The 676-nt window shown below is 19.4% G+C and carries 1 protein-coding gene; it reads left to right on the top strand.

The window, feature by feature from the left end:
• Window positions 1-255: 255 nt before the first annotated feature.
• The gene (locus EHV01_RS06305; protein ID WP_422065963.1) at window positions 256-618 is read left to right on the top strand and encodes a S1 RNA-binding domain-containing protein; all 363 of its coding nucleotides are present in this window, start codon (window positions 256-258) and stop codon (window positions 616-618) included.
• Window positions 619-676 lie beyond the last annotated feature (58 nt).

Here is a 676-nt window from a genome sequence, read left to right as displayed (position 1 = left end):
AATATAAGTATTTCAGACCAAGAAAATAATGCTATAAATTTAAATTTTACGACTTTTAAAAATCACCCTGTATATGAATTTTTTGTACCCAGTATTATAATTTTAAGACCAAATGGTCTTATTGAAGCGAATAAAAAATTAATGTTTATACATGTTGAAAGAAAAAAAGTAATTTAGAAAGTAAAAATATTTATTTTTAACAAAATATTTTCAGCATTTTAATAATATAATTAACTATATAAAGGAGAAAAAAATATGTTTATGTATGACAAAAATAGCAAAATTATTGTAAAAATAACAAGTATTACTCCCTATGGTGCTTTTTGTAAAACAGAAAAGGCTGATGGTTTAATCCATATTAGTGAAGTTTCAGATTACTTTGTTAAAGATATTAAAGATTTTTTTGATATTGGTGATGAAATTGAAGTTGAAATTATTAATTTTGATTCAGTTAGAAAACATCTTAAATTAAGTTATAAAAATCTTCATCCGGAATTATTAAAAAAAGATGATGATATTGAAATTCAAGAAATTAAAAAAGCTTTTCAAGATTTAAACAATCAACAAAATAAAACAGAAAATACTGAAAATATTATTAAATCAAATGAAAATGAATAAATTAATATAAAAAATAGTCATATTAATACTATTTTTTTCATTTTATTTATTTTTCTTT

It is taken from the genome of Spiroplasma sp. hy2, from assembly GCF_044714365.1.
In the GTDB taxonomy this organism is placed as follows: domain Bacteria; phylum Bacillota_I; class Bacilli_A; order Mycoplasmatales; family Mycoplasmataceae; genus Spiroplasma; species Spiroplasma phoeniceum.
Note: the sequence above shows the minus strand (reverse complement) of the source record. Positions and strands in the feature narration are given on the sequence as shown.